The 22,605-nt window shown below is 53.3% G+C and carries 21 protein-coding genes and 1 tRNA gene; 15 read left to right on the forward strand and 7 right to left on the reverse strand.

The window, feature by feature from the left end:
* The first annotated feature begins 69 nt into the window (after positions 1 to 69).
* The 8 genes from F3J30_RS04995 (at position 70) to yejF (ending at position 10,144) form a co-directional block, all read left to right on the forward strand.
* Positions 70 to 1,056, forward strand: coding sequence for a GTP-binding protein (locus tag F3J30_RS04995; protein WP_166716329.1), 987 nt, complete (start codon positions 70 to 72; stop codon positions 1,054 to 1,056).
* A 34-nt stretch (positions 1,057 to 1,090) separates the two neighbouring features.
* The gene (locus F3J30_RS05000) at positions 1,091 to 1,804 is read left to right on the forward strand and encodes a phosphatase PAP2 family protein (RefSeq protein ID WP_166716331.1); all 714 of its coding nucleotides are present in this window, start codon (positions 1,091 to 1,093) and stop codon (positions 1,802 to 1,804) included.
* A 416-nt stretch (positions 1,805 to 2,220) separates the two neighbouring features.
* Positions 2,221 to 2,790 carry a bifunctional murein DD-endopeptidase/murein LD-carboxypeptidase gene (gene mepS, locus F3J30_RS05005; RefSeq protein ID WP_014071052.1) on the forward strand — a complete coding sequence of 190 codons (570 nt, stop codon included), beginning with the start codon at positions 2,221 to 2,223 and terminating at the stop codon, positions 2,788 to 2,790.
* A gap of 181 nt (positions 2,791 to 2,971) precedes the next feature.
* A complete protein-coding gene (locus F3J30_RS05010; protein WP_166716333.1) occupies positions 2,972 to 4,528 on the forward strand; it encodes a cyclic di-GMP phosphodiesterase in 1,557 nt (518 codons plus the stop codon).
* Positions 4,529 to 4,618: 90 nt separating this feature from the next.
* Positions 4,619 to 6,424 carry an extracellular solute-binding protein gene (locus F3J30_RS05015; protein ID WP_014071054.1) on the forward strand — a complete coding sequence of 602 codons (1,806 nt, stop codon included), beginning with the start codon at positions 4,619 to 4,621 and terminating at the stop codon, positions 6,422 to 6,424.
* A gap of 9 nt (positions 6,425 to 6,433) precedes the next feature.
* On the forward strand, positions 6,434 to 7,528 hold the full coding sequence (locus F3J30_RS05020; RefSeq protein WP_166716336.1) for a microcin C ABC transporter permease YejB: 1,095 nt from the start codon (positions 6,434 to 6,436) through the stop codon (positions 7,526 to 7,528).
* On the forward strand, positions 7,528 to 8,553 hold the full coding sequence (locus F3J30_RS05025) for an ABC transporter permease (protein ID WP_166716338.1): 1,026 nt from the start codon (positions 7,528 to 7,530) through the stop codon (positions 8,551 to 8,553). The genes F3J30_RS05020 and F3J30_RS05025 overlap by 1 nt, the downstream gene beginning before the upstream one ends.
* A gap of 1 nt (position 8,554) precedes the next feature.
* On the forward strand, positions 8,555 to 10,144 hold the full coding sequence (gene yejF, locus F3J30_RS05030) for a microcin C ABC transporter ATP-binding protein YejF (RefSeq protein WP_166716340.1): 1,590 nt from the start codon (positions 8,555 to 8,557) through the stop codon (positions 10,142 to 10,144).
* A 3-nt stretch (positions 10,145 to 10,147) separates the two neighbouring features.
* On the opposite strand, the gene F3J30_RS05035 is transcribed toward yejF, so the two are convergent.
* The 3 genes from F3J30_RS05035 to rsuA form a co-directional block, all read right to left on the reverse strand.
* Positions 10,148 to 10,492: a YejG family protein gene (locus F3J30_RS05035; RefSeq protein ID WP_014071058.1), complete on the reverse strand. Its 345-nt coding sequence runs from the start codon at positions 10,490 to 10,492 to the stop codon at positions 10,148 to 10,150.
* A gap of 334 nt (positions 10,493 to 10,826) precedes the next feature.
* Positions 10,827 to 12,023, reverse strand: a complete 1,197-nt coding sequence (locus F3J30_RS05040) for a Bcr/CflA family multidrug efflux MFS transporter (protein WP_014071059.1) — start codon at positions 12,021 to 12,023, stop codon at positions 10,827 to 10,829.
* A 15-nt stretch (positions 12,024 to 12,038) separates the two neighbouring features.
* A complete protein-coding gene (gene rsuA, locus F3J30_RS05045) occupies positions 12,039 to 12,746 on the reverse strand; it encodes a 16S rRNA pseudouridine(516) synthase RsuA (protein ID WP_166716342.1) in 708 nt (235 codons plus the stop codon).
* Between the two features lie 152 nt (positions 12,747 to 12,898).
* On the opposite strand from rsuA, the gene F3J30_RS05050 reads away from it, so the two are divergent.
* Positions 12,899 to 14,656 carry a DEAD/DEAH box helicase gene (locus F3J30_RS05050; RefSeq protein ID WP_166716344.1) on the forward strand — a complete coding sequence of 586 codons (1,758 nt, stop codon included), beginning with the start codon at positions 12,899 to 12,901 and terminating at the stop codon, positions 14,654 to 14,656.
* Here F3J30_RS05050 and F3J30_RS05055 read toward each other — a convergent pair.
* Positions 14,653 to 15,552: an SDR family oxidoreductase gene (locus F3J30_RS05055; RefSeq protein WP_166716347.1), complete on the reverse strand. Its 900-nt coding sequence runs from the start codon at positions 15,550 to 15,552 to the stop codon at positions 14,653 to 14,655. The genes F3J30_RS05050 and F3J30_RS05055 overlap by 4 nt on opposite strands.
* 97 nt (positions 15,553 to 15,649) lie before the next feature.
* On the opposite strand from F3J30_RS05055, the gene F3J30_RS05060 reads away from it, so the two are divergent.
* A complete protein-coding gene (locus F3J30_RS05060; RefSeq protein ID WP_166716350.1) occupies positions 15,650 to 16,483 on the forward strand; it encodes a helix-turn-helix transcriptional regulator in 834 nt (277 codons plus the stop codon).
* A gap of 128 nt (positions 16,484 to 16,611) precedes the next feature.
* Positions 16,612 to 16,896, forward strand: a complete 285-nt coding sequence (rplY, locus tag F3J30_RS05065) for a 50S ribosomal protein L25 (protein ID WP_014071062.1) — start codon at positions 16,612 to 16,614, stop codon at positions 16,894 to 16,896.
* Positions 16,897 to 16,947: 51 nt separating this feature from the next.
* Here rplY and yejK read toward each other — a convergent pair whose 3' ends face one another.
* On the reverse strand, positions 16,948 to 17,955 hold the full coding sequence (yejK, locus tag F3J30_RS05070; protein ID WP_014071063.1) for a nucleoid-associated protein YejK: 1,008 nt from the start codon (positions 17,953 to 17,955) through the stop codon (positions 16,948 to 16,950).
* A 132-nt stretch (positions 17,956 to 18,087) separates the two neighbouring features.
* On the opposite strand from yejK, the gene F3J30_RS05075 reads away from it, so the two are divergent.
* The 3 genes from F3J30_RS05075 (at position 18,088) to F3J30_RS05085 (ending at position 20,244) form a co-directional block, all read left to right on the forward strand.
* Positions 18,088 to 18,315 (forward strand): YejL family protein, encoded by a 228-nt coding sequence (locus tag F3J30_RS05075; RefSeq protein WP_001135586.1) that lies wholly within the window; start codon positions 18,088 to 18,090, stop codon positions 18,313 to 18,315.
* 19 nt (positions 18,316 to 18,334) lie between these two features.
* Positions 18,335 to 20,095 (forward strand): LPS biosynthesis-modulating metalloenzyme YejM, encoded by a 1,761-nt coding sequence (gene yejM / locus F3J30_RS05080; protein ID WP_014071064.1) that lies wholly within the window; start codon positions 18,335 to 18,337, stop codon positions 20,093 to 20,095.
* Between the two features lie 72 nt (positions 20,096 to 20,167).
* A tRNA-Pro gene (locus tag F3J30_RS05085) sits at positions 20,168 to 20,244 on the forward strand.
* A gap of 35 nt (positions 20,245 to 20,279) precedes the next feature.
* On the opposite strand, the gene F3J30_RS05090 is transcribed toward F3J30_RS05085, so the two are convergent.
* Together F3J30_RS05090 and F3J30_RS05095 are read right to left on the reverse strand one after the other, a co-directional pair.
* Complete coding sequence (locus F3J30_RS05090) at positions 20,280 to 21,467, reverse strand: MFS transporter (RefSeq protein ID WP_166716352.1); 1,188 nt, start codon at positions 21,465 to 21,467, stop codon at positions 20,280 to 20,282.
* Between the two features lie 138 nt (positions 21,468 to 21,605).
* Complete coding sequence (locus tag F3J30_RS05095; protein WP_166716355.1) at positions 21,606 to 21,866, reverse strand: DUF2534 family protein; 261 nt, start codon at positions 21,864 to 21,866, stop codon at positions 21,606 to 21,608.
* 204 nt (positions 21,867 to 22,070) lie between these two features.
* Here F3J30_RS05095 and eco point away from each other — a divergent pair, with 204 nt between their 5' ends.
* Positions 22,071 to 22,580 carry a serine protease inhibitor ecotin gene (gene eco, locus F3J30_RS05100; protein WP_166716358.1) on the forward strand — a complete coding sequence of 170 codons (510 nt, stop codon included), beginning with the start codon at positions 22,071 to 22,073 and terminating at the stop codon, positions 22,578 to 22,580.
* Positions 22,581 to 22,605 lie beyond the last annotated feature (25 nt).

Raw genomic sequence — 22,605 nt, forward strand, 5'->3', positions numbered from 1 at the left:
CCCCTTCTCATTGCGCTCTTTTTTCGTCAGGATGATGTGCATAGCATCACACTGATTTCTGGAGCGCACATGACCAAAAGCAACCTTATCACCGGCTTTCTCGGCAGCGGTAAAACCACCTCAATTCTGCATTTGCTGGCCAATAAAGACCCGGCAGAAAAATGGGCCGTTCTGGTGAATGAATTTGGCGAGGTCGGTATTGATGGTGCGTTGCTGGCAGACAGCGGCGCGTTGATCAAAGAGATCCCCGGTGGATGCATGTGTTGTGTGAATGGTTTACCGATGCAGGTTGGGCTGAACACCCTGCTGCGCCAGGGCAAGCCAGACCGTCTGCTGATTGAACCGACCGGGCTCGGCCATCCAAAACAAATTCTCGATTTACTGACCGCGCCTGTGTACGAGCCGTGGATCGACCTGCGGGCCACGCTGTGCCTGCTTGATCCTCGTCAGTTGCTGGATGAGCGCGCCGTTAACAATGAAAACTTCCGCGATCAGCTTGCCTGCGCCGATATTATCGTCGCCAATAAAGAAGATCGTGCAACCGCAGATAGCCATGCGGCGTTTGATACCTGGTGGCAGCATTTTGGTGGTGAGCGCCAGCGCGTATACTCCACACAGGGCAAAATTGACAACGCCCTGCTCGACCTTCCTCGCCTGAATCAGACTGAACTGCCCGCCAGCGCAGCGCATAGCCACAGCCAAAGCACAACAAAGGGTCTGGCGGCACTGAGTCTGCCTGAACATCAGCGCTGGCGTCGTAACCTGAACAGCGGCCAGGGTCATCAGGCCTGCGGATGGATTTTCGATGCTGATACGGTTTTCGACACCATTGGGATCCTGGAATGGGCAAGACTTGCCCCGGTGGATCGCGTGAAAGGGATCATGCGTACCCAGGATGGCCTGGTTCGCATCAACCGTCAGGGAGAGGATTTCTTCATTGAAACGCAAAATGTCGCGCCACCAGATAGCCGAATAGAGTTAATTAGTGCGGTTAACACCGACTGGAACGCCTTGCAGTCCAGCCTGTTGAAGCTTCGTTTAAGTTCGGGCGGCTAACGTTGCCCCTGATTTAACTGTAAGCTGAATTGTGATGACGACTCGATTTCCCCTGATTTTATTGCTTAACGTTGCCGGCCTGGCACTCTTTTTCTCCTGGTATCTGCCAGCGGATCACGGTTTCTGGTTCCCGCTGGACTCCGCGATCTTCCACTTCTTTAACGAAGAGTTAGTGAAGAGCCAGGCATTCCTGTGGCTGGTAGCCCTCACCAACAATCGCGCTTTCGACGGCTGTTCGCTGTTAGCGATGGGCGGCCTGATGCTCTCGTTCTGGCTGAAAGAAGATAAATCAGGGCGCCGCCGTATTCTGATTATTGGTCTGGTGATGTTACTGCTGGCGGTGGTGATTAATCAGCTGGCGTCCAACATTATTCCCGTGAAACGCTCAAGCCCAACGCTCTTTTTCAACAATATTCATCGCGTCAGCGAGTTGTTGTCTGTGCCGACAAAAGATGCGTCTAAAGACAGTTTCCCGGGCGATCATGGAATGATGTTGCTTATTTTTTCCGCAATCATGCTTCGTTATTTCGGTCAAAAAGCGTTCGCTGTAGCCCTGATTATTTTTGTGGTTTTTGCCTTCCCACGGGTAATGATCGGCGCTCACTGGTTCACTGATATTGCCGTTGGCTCCCTTTCCGTTGCGCTTATAGCGCTGCCGTGGTGCCTGATGACCCCCTTGAGCGACTGGATAATAAAGCTATTTGATCGCTATCTGCCCCGTAGAATGCAACAAGTTCAGAACAAGTAATTAACCTAAATTCAGGTTATCCATCAGGGATCATTTTCGATCCCTGATGGATTCTCACCCCTATCCTTCCGCTTTTGTCATAATCTCGTAATACTATTCGTGATATAAATGAATGCGTTGCACGGTTTTTAACCTAAACTGGCGGCATTTTGAGCAATTCCGTTTATTCACTTTCTGTATCACAATTTCTTATAAAAAAACGGTTATTTTTGCTCGCAATGCCCCTGGCAATCGGTTAATCTCGAACTCGCTTTGCCCCATAGAGACAATTATTTTCAGGGTGAATAATTTTGTGCGTTGTGCCACAAATCTGACCAGAAAGAATTGTCTCATTGTGAACAGATAATTAGTCTCGTCACGGTTGGCATTTTTATAACGATATTTATCGTTAAGGACTTCAAGGGAAAATAAACAAAATGGTCAAATCTCAACCGATTTTGAGATATATCTTACGGGGGATCCCGGCGATTGCAGTTGCGGTACTGCTTTCAGCATGTAGTACATCTAACACCGCGAAGAATATGCATCCTGAGACGCGTGTTGTGGGAATGGAAGATTCCTCTTCACTGCAAGCCTCTCAGGATGAATTTGAGAATATGGTTCGTAACCTGGACGTGAAGTCCCGAATTATGGATCAGTATGCTAGCTGGAAAGGCGTGCGTTATCGTCTGGGCGGCAGCACCAAAACAGGTATCGATTGTTCCGGTTTCGTACAGCGTACTTTCCGTGAACAGTTTGGGTTAGATCTTCCGCGTTCAACCTATGAACAGCAGGAGATGGGCAAGTCGATTTCTCGTACCAAACTGCGTACAGGTGATTTAGTTCTGTTCCGTGCAGGCTCTACGGGTCGACATGTTGGCATCTACATTGGTAACGACCAGTTTGTACATGCCTCCACCAGCAGTGGTGTGACTATCTCCAGTATGAATGAACCTTACTGGAAGAAGCGCTACAACGAAGCGCGACGCGTTCTGACCCGCAGTTAATCTGTCTTGTTGCCGGTTATCCCTTGGCTGGTAACACGATAAAAAAAAGCACTGCTTCGGCAGTGCTTTTTTTTGCCCGTCACTCGTAATTCACTTAACGCTGTACCAGACTATAGTCTTGTAATTACGTAAGTTTGGCCGTCCTGATGGCACTCACGGCAATCCAGGAACAACGACGTCTATGTTCACCCGCTACCTGTCCAGTAACCGCAAGATCCTCACCGTCAGTATTTTGGCTGGTTTATTCATTGCCCTGCTCCTGGGGACATTGCAGTTTTTCTGGAGCTACCATAAGCGGGAAGTCAAATTCGATACCTTAATTACGGATTTGAGCGTTTACATGGAAACCTATTTCGATGAGCTAAAAACCTCAATCGATACACTCCAGCCGCTCACCCTGAATAACTGCCATGACGTTAGCGCTGAGTTAACCTCCCGCGCCGCTTTTAGCATCAACGTCCGCGCCTTTTTGCTGGTCAGGGATAACAAGGCTTTCTGCTCCTCCGCAACCGGGCCAATGAACGTCCCCCTGGAAGAACTTATTCCCGAGCTTCACATCGATAAACCCATTGATATGGCCCTGCTGCCAGGCACACCTATGCTGCCCAATAAGCCGGCGATTGCTATCTGGTATCGAAATCCATTGGTGAAAAACGGGGGTGTCTTTACTTCCGTCAATATCAACCTTACCCCTTATCTGCTTTACACGGCGCGCCAGGACGAATTTGCAGGTATTGCAGTGATTATTGGCGATCAGGCCTTGTCCACAATGTCTGGCTCTTTGCTCAATGCACACGACCTCCATGAAATTCCCGCCCGCACCGCCACACTGAAAGATGTGCCTCTCACCATTAACTTATATGCCGAACAGTGGACGACGGATGAATTGCTGTTTGCGCTCTTTTTTGGGCTGGTGTGCGGTATCGCGGCCGGGTCACTCAGTTACTATATCCTGACGATTCGCCTGAATCCGGGTAAAGAAATTTTAACCGCCATTAAGCGTGGCCAGTTTTATGTGGTCTACCAGCCGGTGGTGGATGCTAAAGAGCTCAAAATGCGCGGCGTTGAAGTGCTGATGCGCTGGAAACACCCGACGATGGGAGAGATCCCACCCGATGCTTTTATCAATTTTGCCGAAGCGCAAAAACTGATTGTCCCGCTTACGCTCCATCTGTTTGATCTGATCATCCAGGATGCCCCGGTTTTACAAACTGTACTGCCGCCGGGGGCTAAGCTGGGGATTAACATCGCGCCAGGACACCTGCACGCCGACAGCTTTAAAGAGGATATGCGCACGTTCAACGCCGCCCTACCGCCGGATCATTTCCAGACGGTACTGGAAATTACCGAACGCGATATGATTCAGCAGCGTGAAGCCAATCAGCTCTTCGAATGGCTACACAACGAAGGGTTTGAAATTGCGATTGACGATTTTGGCACCGGCCACAGCGCGTTGATTTATCTGGAACGTTTCACGATGGATTATCTCAAGATCGATCGTGGTTTTGTGAACGCGATTGGTACAGAAACCGTCACCTCTCCGGTGCTTGACGCCGTTTTGACGCTCGCAAGGCGCCTGAATATGTCCACCGTGGCAGAAGGTGTAGAAACGCCCGAACAAGCCGCCTGGTTGCGTGAACACGGCGTTAATTTCCTGCAAGGTTACTGGATAAGCCGTCCGATGCCGCTGGCGCAATTCAGAAAATGGCAGCCGGACATGCATCCTGACCGTGAATAATTTCACAACGGTGGCGGCGTCACTTATTATTCAGCTTAACTAAGTGCGCCGATGCGCATAAGTCAGAATAAAAGAGGGAACCGCCGCAAGATGTTAATGCGCTCCGTGTTGCTGCTACTGGCATTTGTCAGTTTTTCCGGTCAGTCGGAAACCATCAAAGAAAACTACGCCTTTGCCGTGCTGGGTGAGCCTAAGTACGCCATTAACTTTACTCACTTCGATTACGTCAATCCTGCGGCACCAAAAGGCGGGAAAGTGACGCTCTCGGCGACCGGGACGTTTGATAACTTTAACCGTTTCGCATTACGTGGCGTGGCGGCGGCGCGAACGGAGTCACTTTACGACACGCTCTTTGTGACGTCTGACGATGAGCCAGGCAGCTATTATCCGCTGGTGGCAGACAACGTCCGCTACGCCGATAACTTCTCCTGGGCGGAAATATCGATTAACCCTCAGGCTCGTTTTCATGACGGCTCGCATGTGCAGGCAAGCGATGTGGCCTTCACGTTTCATAAGTTTATGACCGAAGGTGTTCCGCAGTTCCGCCTGGTGTATAAAGGCGCAACGGTTAAGGCCATCGCCCCGCTGACAGTACGCATCGAACTGAGTGAACCGAATAAAGAGAACATGCTCAGCCTGTTCTCACTGCCCGTCATGCCAGAGTCTTTCTGGAAAAACCACAAACTCAGCGACCCCTTATCCACACCACCGCTGGCAGGCGGGCCTTATCGCATTACGGACTGGAGCATGGGGCAATATGTGGTCTATTCCCGCGTCAAAGACTATTGGGCTGCCAATCTTCCCGTAAACCGTGGCCGCTGGAACTTCGATACCCTTCGCTATGATTACTATCTCGACGACAACGTGGCGTTCGAAGCCTTTAAAGCCGGCGCCTTCGATTTACGCGTGGAGAACAGCGCCAAAAACTGGGCCACTCGCTATATCGGCAAAAACTTCACCAACGGGTATATCGTCAAAGACGAACACAAAAATGAGTCTGCGCAAGATACGCGCTGGCTGGCGTTCAATATCCAGCGCCCTGTATTTACCGATCGCCGGGTTCGCGAGGCTATTACCCTGGCATTTGATTTCGAATGGATGAACAAAGCGCTGTTTTACGGCGCCTACAGCCGCGCTAACAGCTATTTCCAGAATACCGAATATGCGGCGCGCAATTACCCGGACGCTGATGAACTCACCTTGCTGGCGCCACTGAAAGCGGAGATCCCGCCAGAGGTGTTTACCAGCGTGTTTCAGCCACCGACATCCGACGGCAAGGGCTTTGATCGCGAAAACCTGCTGAAAGCCAGCAAACTGCTGGATGACGCAGGTTGGGTTCTGAAAGATCAGAAACGAGTCAATACACAAACAGGTAAACCGCTGAGCTTTGAGCTTTTGCTCTCTTCGGGCGGAAATGACCAGTGGGTGCTGCCGTTTAAACAGAATCTTGCCAGACTTGGCATCACCATGAACATTCGTCAGGTCGATAATGCGCAGATAACGAACCGGATGCGCAGCCGCGATTACGATATGATGCAGCGTCTGTGGTCCGCCCAGCCGTGGCCAAGCTCTGATCTGCAAATCTCGTGGGCCTCCAGCTACATCAATTCGTCCTATAACGCGCCCGGCGTGAAAAGCCCGGCTATCGATGCGCTGATCGCCAAAATTGTGGCGGCACAGGGAGATAAGACCAAACTGTTACCTTTAGGGCGTGCCCTCGACAGGGTGTTAACCTGGAATTATTACATGCTGCCGATGTGGTATATGGGCGAAGACCGCGTGGCCCAATGGAACAAATTCTCGCAGCCCGCCGTACGCCCCATTTACTCACTGGGATTCGATAACTGGTGGTACGACGTTAATAAAGCCGCCAAACTGCCCGCAGAGCGGCGTTAAGGAACCAAAATGGGTGCTTATCTGATACGCCGCTTATTGCTGGTTATCCCTACGCTGTGGGCGATTATCACCATTAACTTTTTTATCGTGCAAATTGCCCCAGGCGGCCCGGTTGATCAGGCGATTGCCGCTATTGAGTTTGGCAATAACGGCGGGATGCCCGGCGGCGGCGGTGAAAACCTGAGCGCCAGCCACGCCAGAACCGGGACAGGCAATATCAGCGAAAGCCACTACCGGGGCGGGCGCGGGCTTGATCCAGAAGTGATCGCCGAAATAACCCACCGCTACGGTTTTGATAAACCCATACACGAACGTTATTTCAAAATGCTCTGGGACTACGTGCGTTTTGACTTTGGCGACAGCCTGTTTCGCAGCGCCTCCGTCTTAACCTTGATCAAGCAAAGCCTTCCCGTGTCCATTACGCTCGGTCTGTGGGGAACACTGATTATTTATCTGGTGTCGATTCCGCTTGGGATCCGCAAGGCGGTTTACAACGGCAGTCGCTTCGATATCTGGAGCAGCACATTTATTATCATTGGTTACGCCATCCCGGCGTTTCTGTTCGCGGTGTTGCTGATTGTCTTTTTTGCCGGTGGAAGTTACTTCGATGTCTTCCCGCTGCGCGGATTAGTGTCAGCGGATTTCAGCACCCTGCCGTGGTATAAAAAAATCACGGATTATTTCTGGCACATCACGCTGCCCGTCCTCGCCACGGTGATTGGCGGATTTGCAGCGCTGACCATGCTCACCAAAAACGCCTTTATGGATGAGATCCGCAAACAGTATGTGGTGACCGCACGCGCAAAAGGCGTGGGTGAGAAGCAGATTATGTGGAAGCACGTGTTCCGCAACGCCATGCTGTTGGTGATAGCCGGATTTCCTGCCACGTTCATCAGTATGTTTTTTACCGGTTCGCTGCTGATAGAAGTCATGTTCTCGTTAAACGGTCTGGGTCTGCTGGGTTATGAGGCCACCGTCTCGCGCGATTACCCGGTGATGTTTGGCACACTCTACATTTTCACCCTGATTGGCCTGCTGCTGAATATCATCAGTGATATCAGCTATACGCTGGTTGATCCCCGAATCGATTTTGAGGGTCGCTGATGCCGCGTTTAAGCCCCGTCAATCAGGCCCGCTGGGCCCGTTTTCGCCACAACCGCCGCGGCTACTGGTCGCTGTGGATTTTTGCCGTGATCTTTATCTTCAGCATGTGTTCAGAGCTGGTGGCTAACGATAAACCTCTGCTGGTGCACGTTAATGACCGCTGGTACGTCCCCGTGCTGGCGAATTACAGCGAAAGCGATTTTGGCGGCCCTTTCGCCACGCCGGCGGTGTACCAGGATCCGTGGCTTCGCGAACAGATAGACCAGCACGGCTGGGCAATCTGGGCCCCTGTTCGCTTTGGTGCCAACAGCATTAACTATGCGACCTCAGCCCCCTTCCCGTCGCCCCCATCCACGCAAAACTGGCTGGGAACCGACGCAAACGGCGGCGATGTGCTGGCACGCATCCTCTACGGGACACGTATCTCTCTGCTTTTCGGGCTGATGCTGACGCTTTTCTCAAGCGTGATGGGCGTTGTGGCAGGTGCGGTTCAGGGTTATTACGGCGGAAAGATTGACCTCTGGGGCCAGCGCGTGATTGAGGTCTGGTCCGGGATGCCGACGCTGTTTTTAATTATCCTGCTCTCAAGCGTGGTGCAGCCCAACTTCTGGTGGTTACTGGCCATTACGGTGCTCTTTGGCTGGATGGCGCTGGTGGGCGTGGTTCGCGCCGAATTTTTACGTACCCGTAATTTCGATTACATTCGCGCCGCACAGGCGCTGGGGGTCAGCGACCGGGGGATCATCTTCCGCCATATGCTCCCCAATGCCGTGGTGGCTACCCTCACCTTCCTGCCCTTTATTTTGTGCAGCTCCATCACCACCCTGACGTCGCTCGATTTTCTCGGGTTCGGCTTGCCCCTTGGGTCGCCTTCGCTCGGTGAATTGTTGCTGCAAGGCAAGAATAACTTGCAGGCGCCCTGGCTTGGCATAACGGCATTTCTTTCTGTGGCGGTGTTGCTCTCACTGCTGATTTTTATTGGCGAAGCCGTGCGCGATGCATTTGATCCCAACAAGGCGGTATAAGATGACGCAACCTCTTCTCAGTATCGATAATCTGTCGATTGCGTTTTCGAATCAGGGTGAAACACGCACCGTGGTCAACGATTTGTCGCTGCGTATCCAGGCGGGTGAAACGCTGGCGCTTGTGGGTGAGTCAGGCTCCGGTAAGAGTGTTTCCGCCCTTTCCGTGCTGCGTTTGCTACCCTCACCGCCGGTGAGTTATCCGCAGGGCGATATCCTGTTTCAGGGTAAGTCGCTGCTACATGCCGACGAGCACACGCTGCGTGGCATTCGCGGCAACAAGATAGCCATGATCTTTCAGGAGCCGATGGTATCTCTTAATCCGCTGCATACCCTGGAAAAACAGCTGTACGAAGTCTTGTCGCTGCACCGGGGAATGCGTAAAGAGGCGGCCCGGGGCGAGATCCTGGATTGTCTTGAACGCACGGGGATTCGCCATGCGGCAAAACGGCTGAGCGATTTCCCGCATCAGCTTTCAGGGGGAGAGCGCCAGCGCGTGATGATTGCGATGGCCCTGCTGACGCGCCCGGAACTGCTGATTGCCGACGAACCCACCACCGCGCTGGACGTAACGGTACAGGCGCAAATCCTTCAGCTTCTACGCGAGCTGAAAGATGAGCTAAATATGAGCCTGCTATTCATCACGCATAATCTCAGTATTGTGAAAAAACTGGCGGACAGCGTTGCGGTGATGCAAAACGGGCGCTGCGTTGAGCAAAACACCGCCCGGACGCTCCTGACCGCCCCTCAGCACCCTTACACCCAGCGTCTGCTTGATAGCGAGCCTTCCGGCGATCCGGTCCCGCTTCCCGCGAACACAACGCCCTTGCTGAGCGTGGCCGATCTGGCCGTTTCGTTCCCGATACGCAAAGGCATATTACGGCGCATTGTGGATGAAAATCCGGTGCTGAAAAACGTCAGCTTTACCCTGCACCCGGGAGAAACGCTGGGGCTGGTCGGCGAATCGGGATCGGGTAAAAGTACCACCGGCCTGGCGCTGCTGCGTTTAATCGCCTCTCAGGGGACAATCCAGTTTGACGGGATGCCGTTACACAGCTGGGATCGCCGCCAGATGCTGCCCGTTCGCCCGCGAATGCAGGTGGTGTTTCAGGATCCCAATTCCTCACTCAACCCTCGCCTGAGCGTTTTGCAAATTATTGAAGAAGGTCTTCGCGTTCACCGCCCGGCCCTCACGCCGCAACAGCGCGAAGAAGAGGTGATAAGGGTCATGGAAGAAGTCGGGCTGGAACCCCAGACGCGACATCGCTACCCGGCGGAGTTCTCAGGCGGGCAGCGTCAGCGTATCGCCATCGCCCGCGCGCTGATCCTCAAGCCTGAACTGATCATTCTGGATGAACCCACATCTTCACTGGACAGAACTGTACAGGCGCAGATCTTAGCGCTTCTGAAGGGCTTACAGGAAAAGCACCAGCTGGCCTATATCTTTATCAGCCACGATTTACAGGTGGTGCGTGCGTTATGCCATCAGGTGATTGTGTTGCGGCAGGGAGAAGTGGTGGAGCAAGGAGAGTGCCAGCGCGTGTTCGCTGCGCCGACGCAGAGCTACACGCGCCAGCTTTTAGCCTTACGCTAGCGCTTAGAAAGGATATTGCCCGGAAAAGGGTTCAGCAATCGCCACACCGAAGTTTTTCAGACGGCAGGTGGCGGCGAATTCGTCCTGGCTTTTAACAAACAGGCACGGCTCACCTTCACACTCCAGCACTGAACTGTCGACTTCGATATCCGTCAGCGCCTGGCTCAGGCGCTCCATTACCGGCCATGCGCTTTCATCGCTCGGGCTCAGCAGTTTGAGCGCGACCAGACAATTCTCGCACCCGGCAACGTTTTGCGGAATCGGTTCAACTTTCGAACCTGCAAAACCCGCCGACCAGCGATAGCTCTGGGGCAAGCGGTGGACAATGGAGAGTTGTAATGTATTCACGTTCGTTCCCCGGAAGCAAAATTTACTTCACAATTTATTTACATTCATAGTAACACATCATCGCTAACCTGCCCTGTTTTTGATAAGAAAACGCTTACAGCCCCAGTTTGCGGGCGTTAGCATCTTATTTATCCGGGCTTTTTTATGGGAGTTACAGGTTCGCGTCGGCGCTATATGTACCCGTTTCTGCGATCTAACTCAACCTTTTTAAATACAATGATGTGACTTTTTACATAAATAGATTTTACATAAAAGAAACAAACACGGGGTAAACGAACGGAGGTTTGGTTGATATGCATCAACAAAAAGGCCCGAAACGGGCCTGATGTGTGCGCTAGTTGGCCGTTTTTCGCGGCCGACTGGCGTAGAGATAAAACAGAATAGAGCTGGTCGCACAGAACGCGATAGCCCAGAGCATCGGCCAGGCAGTGTTAAACGTTGCCATCGACAGCAGCGCCCCCACGATAGCGCCAATGCCAAAGCGGAACGTCCCCGCAAGCGATGATGCCGTCCCTGCCATATGAGGGAACTCATCAAGAATAACGGCCATCGCGTTTGAGGAGATCATCGACACACAGCCCACAAATGCCGCAACGCCCAGCACCAGCGCCCAGAAACCGATCCCCAGGAACGCACTCACCACCAGCCAGATAGCCATCACAAACTGGATCCAAAGCCCGGCACGGAACATGTTCAGCGCCCCAACCCGCCGGACAAAACGGCTGTTGATAATGGTCAGGATAAACAGGAACACGATATTCAGCGCGAAGTAATAGCCAAAATGCTGCGGCGAAACGTGGTTAAGCTCGATATAAACAAACGGCCCGGCGCTCAGGAAAGAGAACATCCCGGCGAAGCTGAAACCACTTGCCAGCATATAGCTCAGCACCCGCTTGTGGCGGAACAGCGAAGCAAAGTTACCCAGCGTGGTGCGGATGTGGAATTTTTGTCGACGTTCAACGGGCAGCGTCTCATCGATGAAGAAGAAAATCATTGCCGACGCCAGCAGCGCCGCAAGCGCCAGGATCCAGAAAATCGCGTGCCAGCTAAACCATACCAGCACTGCCCCACCCGCCATCGGCGCAATCAGCGGAGCAATGGTGGTGACCAGCATGACAAACGACATCATGCGGGAGAACTCTTCTTTCGGATACACATCGCGCATCAGGGCGTTAATCACCACGCTGGCTGCTGCCGCTGCAAGCCCGTGGAAAAAGCGCATAACAATCAGATGATCGATGGTTTGCGCCAGAGCACAGGCCACTGCTGCGCCCGCAAACACCAGCGTGCCACCCAGAATGACCGGTTTACGGCCAAGACTGTCGGCCATTGGCCCATATAACAGCTGCCCAATCGCAAAGCCGAGAATATAGGTACTGAGCGTCATCTGTGCGCTGCCCGCCGGTACGCCAAACTGCGCGGAAATGACCGGTAGCGCAGGCAGATACATATCGATGGACAACGGCATCAGCATGGCCAGCAGGCCAAGGATGAATACAATTTTGAAAGACGAGTGTGGCCTGGTGGTCACAGAGTTCTCCTGAAATTAGCGCGAAGGTAAGCCTACGCTGGCGATTTCTTCTTCCGTCAGTGGGCGGTATTCACCTGGCTCAAGTTCCGGGTCGAGTTCAATCGCACCAATACGCTCACGGTGTAAGCCCACAACATGATTTCCCACAGCAGCAAACATGCGCTTCACCTGATGGTAGCGCCCTTCGCTGATGGTCAGACGCACTTCGGTCGGCGCGATCACTTCCAGCACCGCCGGTTTCGTCAGGTCTTTCTCATTATGCAGCTGAACGCCTTTGGCGAATTGTTCTGCTGTGTCATCGGACACCGGCGATTCCAGCGTCACCAGGTAGGTTTTTTCGCAGTGATGGCGCGGGGAGGTAATGCGATGAGACCACTGACCGTCGTCGGTCATCAGCACCAGTCCGGTGGTGTCGATATCAAGACGTCCGGCCGCATGAAGCTTATGCGCCACCGGTTCGTCGAGGAAATAAAGGACCGTCGGATGATCGGGATCATCCGTGGAACAGACATAACCTTCCGGTTTGTTCAGCATGAAATAGCGTGGGCCATTTTGCTGCGTCAGCGGGTTACCGTCGTACTCCACCTGATGTTCAGGCTGAAGTTTGAAGGACGTGTCTTTTACAATGTCGCCATCCACGGTAACGCGGCTGGCGCGAATTTCACGCCCGGCAATAGCGCGGCTAACGCCGAGTTGCTGAGCGATAAACTTATCAAGTCGCATGAAGTCTTTTTAGCCTTAATGGTGCTGGAAGTCGGACGACGCGTCCGAAAAAAGAAGCAGTCAAGAACGGTTCAGTATAATGGTCTGGTTGCGCCACTCAAGGGAAAAAGTTTCGTGGCATACTATTGGCGAGTTAACGAATCAGAGAACCCATGACTTTTACACTTCGCCCCTATCAGCAAGAAGCCGTCGACGCCACGCTCGCCTGGTTTCGAAAACATAAAGAACCGGCTGCCATTGTGCTCCCAACAGGAGCAGGTAAAAGCCTGGTGATCGCCGAGCTGGCGCGCCTGGCGCGTGGGCGTGTGCTGGTGCTGGCGCACGTCAAAGAGCTGGTGGCGCAAAACCACGCCAAATATTGTGCGCTTGGTCTGGAGGCGGATATTTTCGCCGCCGGGCTTAAACGCAAAGAGAGCCACGGCAAAGTGGTCTTTGGCAGCGTGCAGTCGGTGGCGCGTAATCTGGAACATTTTCGCGGCGAATTCTCGCTGTTGATTGTCGATGAGTGTCACCGCATCAGCGATGATGACGACAGTCAGTATCAGCAAATCCTTTCTCATCTGAAAGAGGTTAACCCTCACCTGCGACTGCTCGGCCTGACCGCCACGCCATTTCGTCTGGGCAAAGGCTGGATTTATCATTTCCATTATCACGGGATGGTTCGCGGGGATGAGAAAGCGCTGTTTCGCGACTGCATCTATGAACTCCCGCTACGCTACATGATTAAACATGGCTATCTGACGCCGCCCGAACGTCTGGACATGCCCGTGGTACAGTACGATTTCAGCCGCTTGCAGGCGCAGAGCAACGGCTTATTCAGCGAAGCCGACCTCAACCATGAGCTGAAAAAACAGCAGCGTATCACCCCGCATATCATCAGCCAGATTGAAGAATTCGCTCAGACGCGCAAAGGGGTGATGATCTTTGCCGCCACCGTTGAGCACGCCAGGGAGATAACAGGCCTACTTCCGCCCGGGGACGTTGCGCTCATTACCGGCGAAACCCCTGGCCCCGAACGTGACGCGCTGATTAACGCGTTCAAGGAACAGCAGTTCCGTTATCTGGTTAACGTCTCGGTGTTAACCACCGGGTTTGATGCGCCGCATGTCGATCTGATTGCCATTTTACGCCCCACCGAATCCGTCAGCCTGTATCAGCAGATTGTCGGGCGCGGCCTGCGCCTGGCACCAGGTAAAACCGATTGCCTGATTCTGGACTATGCCGGGAACCCGCACGATCTTTACTCCCCGGAAGTGGGTACCCCAAAAGGGAAAAGTGACAACGTGCCGGTTCAGGTCTTTTGCCCGGCCTGTGGTTTCGCCAATACGTTCTGGGGCAAAACTACCGCCGACGGCACGTTGATTGAACATTTCGGCCGCCGCTGCCAGGGCTGGTTTGAAGATGACGAAGGCCACCGTGAACAGTGCGATTTTCGTTTCCGCTTTAAAAACTGCCCACAGTGTCATGCCGAAAACGACATTGCCGCCCGACGCTGCCGGGAGTGTGACACGATCCTGGTCGACCCGGACGATATGCTGAAGGCCGCGCTGAAGCTCAAAGATGCGCTGGTGCTGCGCTGTTCCGGTATGGCGTTACAACCGGGTGCAGATGAAAAAGGCGAGTGGCTGAAAATTACCTATTACGACGAGGATGGGGCCGACGTCAGCGAGCGATTCAGGGTACACACGCCAGCCCAGAGAACGGCCTTCGAACAACTTTTCATCCGCCCGCATACCCGCACGCCAGGCGTGCCATTGCGCTGGATAACGGTGGCCGATATCGTGCACCAGCAGGTGCTGTTGCGCCATCCCGATTTTGTCGTCGCCCGGAAGAAAGGCCAGTTCTGGCAGGTGCGTGAAAAGGTCTTTGACTACGAAGGCCGCTTCCGTCGGGCGAATGAAATACGCTAGTGCGCGATTTCGCTGTAGTTCATGGCGCGCAGGTCATCCAGCAACCCTGGCCCAACGGGCTGCCACCCCAGCTTTTCCTGCGTCCATATGCCGCTGGCGCGAAGGTCCAACTTCGCAAAAGCGGCGAACCAGCCAAACCACGCATCAGCCTCTTCTTTCGCGAGTGAAAGCGTTGGCAGCCCCATTTCCGCAGCCACCGTTTCTGCAATCATTTTTGACGGTATCGCCTCTTCAGCCACCGCGTGATAACGCTCACCGCGCGATCCTTTCTCAAGAACGGCGCAGTACAGCCGGGCCACATCGTCAACATGGGCAGCCGACCAGCAGTTTGTTCCCGCGTCAATCCAGGCCGCAGCGCCTTTTTCCCGGCAAAGCTGAATGTAATATGAAATGAGCCCCTGACGGCGCGTGTCATGCACCTGCGGCAGGCGAACCACCCGGAGATCCACACCGTTCTCAAGCGCAGCATGTCCTGCCAGTTCAGAAGCGATACGAGGGTTAGGATGGTTGCGGTTGAAGATGGCCTCCGCTGCAGGCCGACCGTTCTCCGGGTCGCCCATACCGGTACCAGAGGTAATAATTAATGGCCGCGCGGATCCCTTTAGCACGTGACTTAACGTGTTAATAACCTGCCTGTCCTTTTCGCAGTTGGCGACGAAGCGGCTGAAGTCATGATCGAACGCGGTGTGAATCACCGCGTCCGCATTTTCCACTGCAGGCAATAGCGTTTTTGGTTCATCAATCGTCCCGCGCTGTACCTCAATACCTGCCGCAAGCAGGCGCTCAGCGCTCGCCTGTGACCGCGCAAGGCCAATCACCCGGTGTCCGCCGCGCTTAAGTTCTTCAGCGATGCGTGAACCAATAAATCCCGTAGCTCCGGTTAAAAAGAGACGCATAACTTACCTCCTGATGAATGTCACAGGCACGGTAACGCCGCTTTTGATACTATAAAAGTAGTGAGATTATCGTATTATAATAACTAACAGGCTAATCATGGCTGATGAATATCCTAACGCGCCAGGTGCCTTTCTAAAGGCCTGCAGGCTGCGCCTTGACCCAACCTCTTTCGGTTTCATTACCGGGCGGCGGCGCACGCCGGGTTTGCGCCGTGAAGAGGTGGCGCAGTTAGCCAATATTAGCCCCACCTGGTATACCTGGCTTGAGCAAGGTCGCGGCGGCGCGCCGTCGAAAGAGGTGCTGAACCGTATTGCGTCCGGTTTGCGGTTGACCGCGCCCGAACGTGAGCACCTTTTTATCCTTGCGTTTGGCCACCCACCGGAAAATCATTTTCGCGGACCAGACATCATTACCCCTCGCCTGCAGCGCGTGCTGGATGCCATGACCGACAGCCCGGCCATCATTAAGACCGTCACCTGGGATGTGATTGCCTGGAACCGGGCCGCCGCCGCGGTACTCACCGACTACGGCGCACTTCCCCGCGAAAAGCGCAATATTCTGCGCCTGATGTTTAGCGACAGCCGGGCGAGATCCATTCAGAAAGAGTGGGAAAACGTCGCAAGCGTGGTGGTTAATGCATTTCGCGCCGACGTCGCTCGCGCCGGCCGCTCACGAGAAACAGAGCAGCTAATTGCGGAGCTGTCGCTTGCCAGCCCGGAATTTGCCGCACTGTGGCGTCGTAACGACGTTGCCGGGCATGCTGAGGGGGTAAAACATCTTCGCCATCCGCATCTTCAGGACATTGCGCTGGAGTTTTCAACCTTCATCGTCGACGGAAGGCCTGACTTAACCATGATGATCTTTAACCCCGCAGATGACGAGAGCCAGCAGCGGATCCGCCAGTGGCTGGATGCACATCCCGCAGTGTAACCGTACGTTTTGATTGCCCCGCGCGGGATTGGGGGCTATAATGCCGCCCGCTTTTGCATCCGCAAAGCAGAACACTCACCTGCTGCTGGGTCGCCTGTAGTAGGGTTTTAAAATACAGAGAGAAATCAATGTTCACTATCGAAGCAGAAGTACGTAACGTGCAGGGTAAGGGTGCGAGCCGCCGCCTGCGTAACGCTAACAAGTTCCCGGCTATCGTTTACGGTGGCGAAGCTGCTCCAGTTGCTATCGAACTGGATCACGACAAAGTGTGGAACATCCAGACTAAAGCTGAATTCTACAGCGAAGTTCTGACCATCGTTGTTGGCGGTAAAGAAGAAAAAGTGAAAGTTCAGGCTGTTCAGCGTCACCCGTTCAAGCCAAAACTGTCTCACATCGACTTCGTTCGCGCGTAATCGCAAACTTGTCGAAAAAAACCCCGCTTCTGCGGGGTTTTTTTATGGCTGCTATTTACCGCCAGAGGTGCGGCGTTGCAGCTGATCGCGCAAGTTCGGTGGCGTCCCTTTGATGGTCAGGGTGTCGGTCGCCGGATCCCAGAAAATGCGTTCGCCAAGCAGCATGGCATCAAAGTTAACCGTTAACCCACCGCCGCTACCGGCGAATTTGGTTAACTGTCGCAGCGTACTGCGGTCTGCCGGGAAGCTCTCTTCCAGTTCATAACCTTTATCAGCCGTAAATTCCTGGAAGCTCACTTCACTCACGCCCGCCAGCTCTTTGGAAAGCGACTCCAGCTCAATCTCTTCGCCCGCCTGCAACTGTTCGTTGCAGTAACTGTAAACCTGCTGACGCACGTTCTGACGTTCTGATTTATCAAGCTGAGCTTCAGCGGTGAAGTCATCCACTGCCTGCAACAGACCTTTATTCTGTGCTTTGGCGTTCAGGCCTTCGCTGGCGCCCAGGAAGTCCATAAAGAAATCCGCCACTTTACGGCCGACACGTCCTTTCAGGAAGGTCAGATAGCGGGTGGATTCCGGGTTGGTTTCCCATTCGGTCAGATCGATGCGCGCGACGATATCGGCATGGTTAATGTCCAGATAGTGCGTAGAGCTGATATCCAGCTGCTCATTGACGCGCATACTGCTTAAATTGTTCAGCACGGTCACCAGCAGATACTCAACCGCCAGATAGCGGTACTGGCAGAACAGAACGATGCCGCCATCAGCGAACGGGTATTTCGCCAGCTCATCACGCAGACGCCCGGTAGCCGCCCGGCTGAATGCCAGAAAATCTTCTTCGCCCTGGCGTTGCAGGCGCAGGCTATCCGCCAGTTCGCTCTCTTCGCTGAACAGGCCATAGGCTTTATTTTTAGCGCTATAAACGCGATGCAATTCTGCCATCATTTCAACAACGGTAGGCGTTGGTTCAAGTAACGAATCGCGCAGCACCACTTCAAGGGTTTGCTCATCACGCTTGATAAGCTGGTGCAAGGCAATCTGGTTGATATCCAGACTCATGATAAACTCTCCTTTTAGACCGGGCGGTATTCAACCACCACCAACGCATGTGTGCAACAAGAGAAAAAAGGGGAAAAAAAGCTGCTCCTACGGTAATATGTTGCCCTTTCATCAACAAACTGATTTTGATTTATGCCACAACATTCCCGCTACAGTGATGAACACGTTGAACAACTGCTCAGTGAGCTGGTCAACGTACTGGAAAAACATAAAACGCCGACCGATCTTTCCCTGATGGTGTTGGGAAATATGGTTACCAACCTTATCAATACCAGCGTTGCTCCGGCTCAGCGTCAGGCGATCGCCAAATCTTTCGCCCAGGCTTTGCAGTCTTCCGTTAGCGACGACCAGGCCCATTAAGGGAAACGAACAACAGTTTATGGTGACGAATCGTCAGCGCTACCGTGAAAAAGTCTCCCAGATGGTTAGCTGGGGGCACTGGTTTGCCCTGTTCAACATTCTGTTGGCCATGGTACTTGGCTGCCGTTATCTGTTTGTGGCGGACTGGCCAACCACGCTGACCGGGCGTATCTACTCCTGGATGAGCGTTGTCGGCCACTTTAGTTTTCTGGTTTTCGCCACCTATCTGCTGATTCTGTTCCCCCTGACGTTTATCGTCATGTCGCAGCGCCTGATGCGGTTCTTATCCGCCATCCTTGCGACGGCGGGCATGACGTTATTGCTTATCGACAGCGAAGTCTTTACCCGTTTCCACCTCCATCTCAACCCTATCGTCTGGGAACTGGTGATTAACCCGGACCAGAACGAAACCGCGCGTGACTGGCAGCTGATGTTTATCAGCGTGCCGGTGATCCTGCTGATTGAGATGCTGTTCGCCACCTGGAGCTGGCAAAAGCTCCGCAGCCTGACGCGCCGCCGCCATTACGCGAAGCCCGTTGCGGCGCTCTTTTTTGTCTCATTTATTGGTTCGCACATCATGTATATCTGGGCCGATGCGAACTTCTATCGCCCTATTACCATGCAGCGCGCTAACCTGCCGCTCTCTTATCCAATGACGGCACGTCGTTTTCTTGAAAAACACGGTCTGCTGGATGCGCAGGAGTATCAGCGTCGTCTGGTTGAGCAAGGTAACCCGGAAGCGGTCACCGTTCAGTATCCGCTGAGCGATCTGCGTTACCGGGATATGGGCCGTGGCCAAAACGTACTGCTGATTACCGTTGATGGTCTGAACTACTCGCGCTACGAGAAGCAGATGCCTGCGCTCGCAGAGTTCGCTGATAAGAACGTGACGTTCACGCAGCATATGAGTTCCGGCAACTCAACCGATGCCGGTATTTTTGGCCTGTTCTACGGCATTTCGGCCGGTTACATGGATGGCGTGCTTTCAGCGCGCGTTCCTGCGGCACTGATTACCGGGCTTAACCAGCAGGGTTACCAGTTGGGGCTGTTCTCTTCGGATGGCTTTAACAGCTCACTGTATCGCCAGGCGCTGTTGTCTGATTTCTCATTGCCTGCCGCGCAGAGCCAGTCTGATGAACAGACCGCTAATCAGTGGGTGAACTGGCTTCAGCGTTATGCGCAGGAAGATAACCGCTGGTTCTCGTGGGTTGCGTTTAACGGCACCACACTTGATGACAGCAACCAGAAAGGCTTTGCTCGCCGTTATAGCCGCGCAGCGGGTGACGTTGATGCACAAATTGGCCGGGTGCTGGACGCACTGCGTGAATCCGGCAAGCTGGAAAACACCGTGGTCATTATTACTGCCGGCCACGGCATCCCGCTGGGTGATGAGTCGAAAAGCATGGTTTGGTCGCGCCCTAACCTGCATGTTCCGCTGGTTATCCACTGGCCGGGAACGCCGGCACAGCGCATCAATATGCTTACCGATCATAAAGACGTGATGACCACACTGATGCAACGTCTGCTGCACGTAAGCACCCCGGCGAATGAGTACTCGCAAGGACAGGATCTGTTCAGCGCCACTCGCCGCCACAACTGGGTGACCGCTGCCGGAAATAATACGCTGGTGGTGACCACGCCAGAGCTGACGCTGGTGCTGAACAGTAACGGCAATTACCAGACGTATAATCTGCAAGGTGAAAAATTGCATGACCAGAAACCGCAGCTTAGCCTGCTTCTGCAAGTGCTGACGGATGAGAAGCGGTTCATTGCTAACTGATTAATTATAAACCAGTTAGCGCCTGACTCCCTTGCATTCAAAAAGGAATCGAGTAGTATTCTTTTTACGCGTCGGCACGTAGCGCAGCCTGGTAGCGCACCGTCATGGGGTGTCGGGGGTCGGAGGTTCAAATCCTCTCGTGCCGACCAAATTTCCCTGAAAACCAGCCTTATGGCTGGTTTTTTTATTGCACGTCATTCGGCGTTCTCATCAGGTAACAGAGCGTCAGCAGACAGATAACCGCCCCGGTATAAAACGTATACTCCGCGCCCCACGTTTCCCAGATAACCCCGGCCACCACACTGGCAATCAATAATCCAACGCCACTGACCATGCTGAAAATACCGTAAGCCGTGCCGCGCAGATCCGCTGGTGCGGTTTTCGCAATCATTGCCGCAAGCAGTCCCTGCGTCATTCCCATGTGCACGCCCCAGAGCGCGACGCCCAGAATGATACCTGTCCAGTGGGTCGTGAACGCCAGCACGATATCCGCAGCGATTAACACCACCAGCCCCCACTGCAACAGGCGGGTATGACTCATCGCATCGGATAACTTGCCAAACGGATAGGCAGAAAGGAAATAGAGCAGGTTCATGGCAACCATAACCAGCGGGATCAGGGCCAGCGGTACGCCTGACTGTTGCGCCCGAAGCACCAGAAAGGCTTCACTGAAACGCGCAAGGGTGAAGACGGCCCCTAAGCCAATGACCCACCAGCAGCCTTTACCCAGTCGCTTAAGATTCTCTTTTTTTATCGGGTTCGTACGCTTATGTTCAACCGGCGCTTTGGGTTCATGCAGCCCAAAGAACAGCAGCGCAACCGCGAGTACGCCGGGGATCACCGCAACCCAGAAAATAGCGCGGAAATTATCACTCCACAGCAGCATTAACCCTACGGCCAGCAACGGCCCGAGAAAAGCGCCGACCGTGTCCATTGACTGACGCAGGCCAAACGCAGCACCACGCAGTTCAGGAGGCGTAACATCTGCGACCAGCGCATCCCGCGGAGCACCGCGAATCCCCTTCCCTACACGGTCGATTAATCGTGCGCCTAAGATCATGCCGGACGACGAGGCTATCGCAAACAACGGCTTACTTAACGCCCCCAGCCCATAACCCAGCACGGCTAATCCTTTTCTTTTTCCGATGTAATCGCTGATTGCCCCGGAAAAGATTTTGATAAATAACGCGGTAGCTTCTGCCAACCCTTCAATCAGACCGATAAAAATCACGCTGGCCCCAAGCGTGGTCACCATAAACAGCGGCAACAGGCTATGGATAATCTCCGATGAGATATCCATCAGCATACTGACACCACCCACAACCCAGACTCCCTTTGGGATCCGGCTAAGCGTTGCAAACCGGGATAACATTAACGTCTCCTGCTTTCTGTTGAACAATCATAGCGTTCGCAACAGGTTAGACCGGAAATGAGAATAAATATCGTTAAAAGATATGACGGCATAAAAAAAGCCAACCCGCAGGCTGGCTTTAGTATAGCGAATAGCGGCTTAATTCTTTTCGCGGTCACCCAGGAAATAGATCCCCAACGGGATGGCGAGCAGAACAGTAAACACCAGGCTGTAAACGCAAATCATCGCTGATTGCAGCACATACATGCTGGTCGTCCACTCGGAAAGTGGGATGTTATACTGCTCGATAACACCGACAATGGTTGCCCGCCCAACGCCTGCGGCAGCAATCATAAACACAACGAGCAGTGCCAGTAAAAATTTCCGGCCTTCAGGTGTTTTCAGTTTTGCGCGAACCATGTCTCTCTTTCCTTTACAGATGAACAACATTATTTAGCCCTAACACTAACACGATCTCCCGCCAGACTCCATTCCAGAATTAACAACCACCAAAGATCCTAAAATGCAGTTTATTACACTAAAACTATTGAAAATGTAAGTAAATACATCCAACCATTCACCATCGTTATGCTAATCTGAACAGGATCGTTTTGACATAAAGGAATGACTGTGAAAAACGCACCTAAATTTGCCATTGTCCTCCTCGCCGCAGCGTGCGTCAGCACCAGCGCTTTTGCCAGTGAAACCTCAAAAGAGCAGCCTCTGGAAAAAGTCGCGCCTTATCCGCAAGCGGAAAAAGGCATGAAGCGTCAGGTGATCCAATTACCGGTTCAGCAGGATGAAGCGAACTTCAAAGTGGAACTGTTGATTGGGCAAACGCTGGAAGTGGACTGCAACCAGCATCGCCTGGGCGGCCAGCTGGAAAGCAAAACTCTGGAAGGCTGGGGTTACGACTACTACGTCTTTGATAAAGTCACCTCTCCGGTATCGACCATGATGGCCTGCCCGGACGGTAAAAAAGAGAAGAAATTTGTGACCGCGTATCTGGGTGATAACAATCTGCTGCGCTACAACAGCAAGCTGCCGATTGTGGTCTATACGCCTGAAAACATCGACGTGAAATATCGGGTGTGGAAGGCAGATGAAACTATCGGACAAGCGGTAGCACGTTAATAAAAAGCCGGGTAATGATTACCCG

Source organism: Enterobacter sp. Tr-810 (assembly GCF_011752765.1).
In the GTDB taxonomy this organism is placed as follows: Bacteria; Pseudomonadota; Gammaproteobacteria; order Enterobacterales; family Enterobacteriaceae; genus Enterobacter; species Enterobacter soli.

What these genes read in the sequence shown, in the direction of transcription:
- F3J30_RS04995 (WP_166716329.1), top strand. Translation starts at nt 70, where the DNA reads ATGACCAAAAGCAACCTTATCACCGGCTTTCTCGGCAGCGGTAAAACC.
- F3J30_RS05000 (WP_166716331.1), top strand. Translation starts at nt 1,091, where the DNA reads ATGACGACTCGATTTCCCCTGATTTTATTGCTTAACGTTGCCGGCCTG.
- mepS (WP_014071052.1), top strand. Translation starts at nt 2,221, where the DNA reads ATGGTCAAATCTCAACCGATTTTGAGATATATCTTACGGGGGATCCCG.
- F3J30_RS05010 (WP_166716333.1), top strand. Translation starts at nt 2,972, where the DNA reads ATGTTCACCCGCTACCTGTCCAGTAACCGCAAGATCCTCACCGTCAGT.
- F3J30_RS05015 (WP_014071054.1), top strand. Translation starts at nt 4,619, where the DNA reads ATGTTAATGCGCTCCGTGTTGCTGCTACTGGCATTTGTCAGTTTTTCC.
- F3J30_RS05020 (WP_166716336.1), top strand. Translation starts at nt 6,434, where the DNA reads ATGGGTGCTTATCTGATACGCCGCTTATTGCTGGTTATCCCTACGCTG.
- F3J30_RS05025 (WP_166716338.1), top strand. Translation starts at nt 7,528, where the DNA reads ATGCCGCGTTTAAGCCCCGTCAATCAGGCCCGCTGGGCCCGTTTTCGC.
- yejF (WP_166716340.1), top strand. Translation starts at nt 8,555, where the DNA reads ATGACGCAACCTCTTCTCAGTATCGATAATCTGTCGATTGCGTTTTCG.
- rsuA (WP_166716342.1), bottom strand. Translation starts at nt 12,746, where the DNA reads ATGCGACTTGATAAGTTTATCGCTCAGCAACTCGGCGTTAGCCGCGCT.
- F3J30_RS05050 (WP_166716344.1), top strand. Translation starts at nt 12,899, where the DNA reads ATGACTTTTACACTTCGCCCCTATCAGCAAGAAGCCGTCGACGCCACG.
- F3J30_RS05055 (WP_166716347.1), bottom strand. Translation starts at nt 15,552, where the DNA reads ATGCGTCTCTTTTTAACCGGAGCTACGGGATTTATTGGTTCACGCATC.
- F3J30_RS05060 (WP_166716350.1), top strand. Translation starts at nt 15,650, where the DNA reads ATGGCTGATGAATATCCTAACGCGCCAGGTGCCTTTCTAAAGGCCTGC.
- rplY (WP_014071062.1), top strand. Translation starts at nt 16,612, where the DNA reads ATGTTCACTATCGAAGCAGAAGTACGTAACGTGCAGGGTAAGGGTGCG.
- yejK (WP_014071063.1), bottom strand. Translation starts at nt 17,955, where the DNA reads ATGAGTCTGGATATCAACCAGATTGCCTTGCACCAGCTTATCAAGCGT.
- F3J30_RS05075 (WP_001135586.1), top strand. Translation starts at nt 18,088, where the DNA reads ATGCCACAACATTCCCGCTACAGTGATGAACACGTTGAACAACTGCTC.
- yejM (WP_014071064.1), top strand. Translation starts at nt 18,335, where the DNA reads ATGGTGACGAATCGTCAGCGCTACCGTGAAAAAGTCTCCCAGATGGTT.
- F3J30_RS05090 (WP_166716352.1), bottom strand. Translation starts at nt 21,467, where the DNA reads ATGTTATCCCGGTTTGCAACGCTTAGCCGGATCCCAAAGGGAGTCTGG.
- F3J30_RS05095 (WP_166716355.1), bottom strand. Translation starts at nt 21,866, where the DNA reads ATGGTTCGCGCAAAACTGAAAACACCTGAAGGCCGGAAATTTTTACTG.
- eco (WP_166716358.1), top strand. Translation starts at nt 22,071, where the DNA reads ATGACTGTGAAAAACGCACCTAAATTTGCCATTGTCCTCCTCGCCGCA.